Below are 1,745 nucleotides of genomic sequence, written 5' to 3' on the forward strand. Positions count from 1 at the left end.
GAGGAGCACCCGCTCTTATCGGAAATCAAGTTCGAGAACGCGTCGGCCCTGATCAAGTGGCTGTACAGCACAATGGACGGTCGTTTTCTGGCCTGGTGGGGGCCGCTGTGCAGTGAAATTAAAAAGCAGCTTGCCGCCCAGTTCAACTTCCTGAACCTTGAACAGACCAAGCTGTCGGCGTATGTACCTGTCTGCAAGGCGATGCTTGACCTCGGCCCCGCGTGGCTTGACCGCTACGTACGGACGATCCTGGCTGAGGCTCTCGCCAACGGACTGGAGCAGGGCATAATCAGCGGGCGCGGCATTGCAGATCAAGCCCCCGACCCGGATGATCGGATCTTTGAGCCTATCGGCATGGACCGTGATTTGACGGTGTTTGACAACATACTGGGCTACGCTCCAAAGGTACCCATCCCGGTCACTCAGTTCACCCCGGCGGCTTATGGTGCCCTGGCATCGCAGCTCGCGGTGGGCCCAAATCTGCTCAACCGCCCCGTGACGTCGCTACTGATGATAGTCAACCCCGTTGATTATCTCAATAGGGTCATGCCGGCAACCGCCTATCAGCGTCCTGACGGATCGTGGGTACGTGACATCCTACCGTTGCCGACCAAGATCGTGCAGAGTGCCTATGTGGAGCAAGGCAAGGCCATCCTCGGCCTAGCCAAGCGCTACATCATGGCTATGGGCACCGGCAAGGGCGGGCGCATCGAGTATAGCGACGAGTATCGCTTCCTCGAGGATGAGCGGACATACCTCATCAAACTCTACGGCACCGGCCGCCCGATGGACAACACCTCGTTCCTCGTGCTCGACATCCAGAACCTAGTGCCAGCGGTGCCTGACGTGCATATCACCAACGACCCGTTGAGTGTGGCTGGTGACGTCGCGGTCACCAACGACCCGCTGACCGTGTACCCTGTCTACGACGCACGGCTGGCGAGCCTGAAAATCGGAGCGCTGACCCTGTCTCCGACGTTCAACAAGAGCGTGATGGTCTACACAGCCACCACCACTGATGCAACCAACACCATCACCGCGGTTGCCAAGGACGGCGAGGCCGAGATCGAAATCCTGGTCAACGAAGTTCCGCACACCAACGGCACGTCTGCGACATGGGAGGATGGCGAGAATACCGTCGAGATCACTGTGACGAGCGGCACCGAGAGTGAGACCTACACTGTCACTGTGACCAAGTCCTGACCTGACGAACCACTAACACACGCAGGGCGGCGGCACCATTCGCCGCCCTGCGCATTTCCAGAGGGAGGTGATGCACCGTGCTCCAGGCCGTGAAGGACTACCTCAAGATCACCTGGGACGACGAGGACGCCTCGCTGCAGGCAATGATCGAGCGCGGCAAGGCATACCTCAATGATCTCGTGGGCAAGGAACTCGATTATAGCTGTCTGCTGCCTGCCGACGAGTGGTACGAGACGGAGCTGGCCGCGATCCTCACCCAACTAATGGAAGAGCCTGAGGAACCCGAAGAGGGGGAGGAACCCGAAGCTCCGATGACCACTGCAGAGGCAATCGACCTGATTCTGGCGGCAGAGAGACAGCGTGATAAGCAGGTCGTCATGCCTACGCCAGCGGCCTCCCTGCTCCTCGACTACTGCCGCTATAGTTACAATAACGCCAGCGAGTATTTTGAGGAGAACTTTGCCCGAGAAATTCTCCGCCTTCAGCTGCAGGTGGCCGCCAAGGAGCTGAGTGCAGATGGAGAGTCTTAGGCGGCAGGCGTA

The 1,745-nt window shown here is 59.1% G+C and carries 2 protein-coding genes; both read left to right on the forward strand.

From position 1 onward, the window contains the following. On the forward strand, nucleotides 1-1,203 hold a 1,203-nt coding region (locus ACE4YL_RS02890), incomplete at its 5' end, for a cadherin-like beta sandwich domain-containing protein (RefSeq protein WP_461369185.1). Nucleotides 1,204-1,280: 77 nt separating this feature from the next. Beyond that, nucleotides 1,281-1,733 carry a hypothetical protein gene (locus tag ACE4YL_RS02895; RefSeq protein ID WP_461369186.1) on the forward strand — a complete coding sequence of 151 codons (453 nt, stop codon included), beginning with the start codon at nucleotides 1,281-1,283 and terminating at the stop codon, nucleotides 1,731-1,733. Nucleotides 1,734-1,745 lie beyond the last annotated feature (12 nt).

It is taken from the genome of Candidatus Darwinibacter acetoxidans (genome assembly GCF_041936445.1).
Taxonomy (GTDB): domain Bacteria; phylum Bacillota; class Limnochordia; order Darwinibacteriales; family Darwinibacteriaceae; genus DTU010.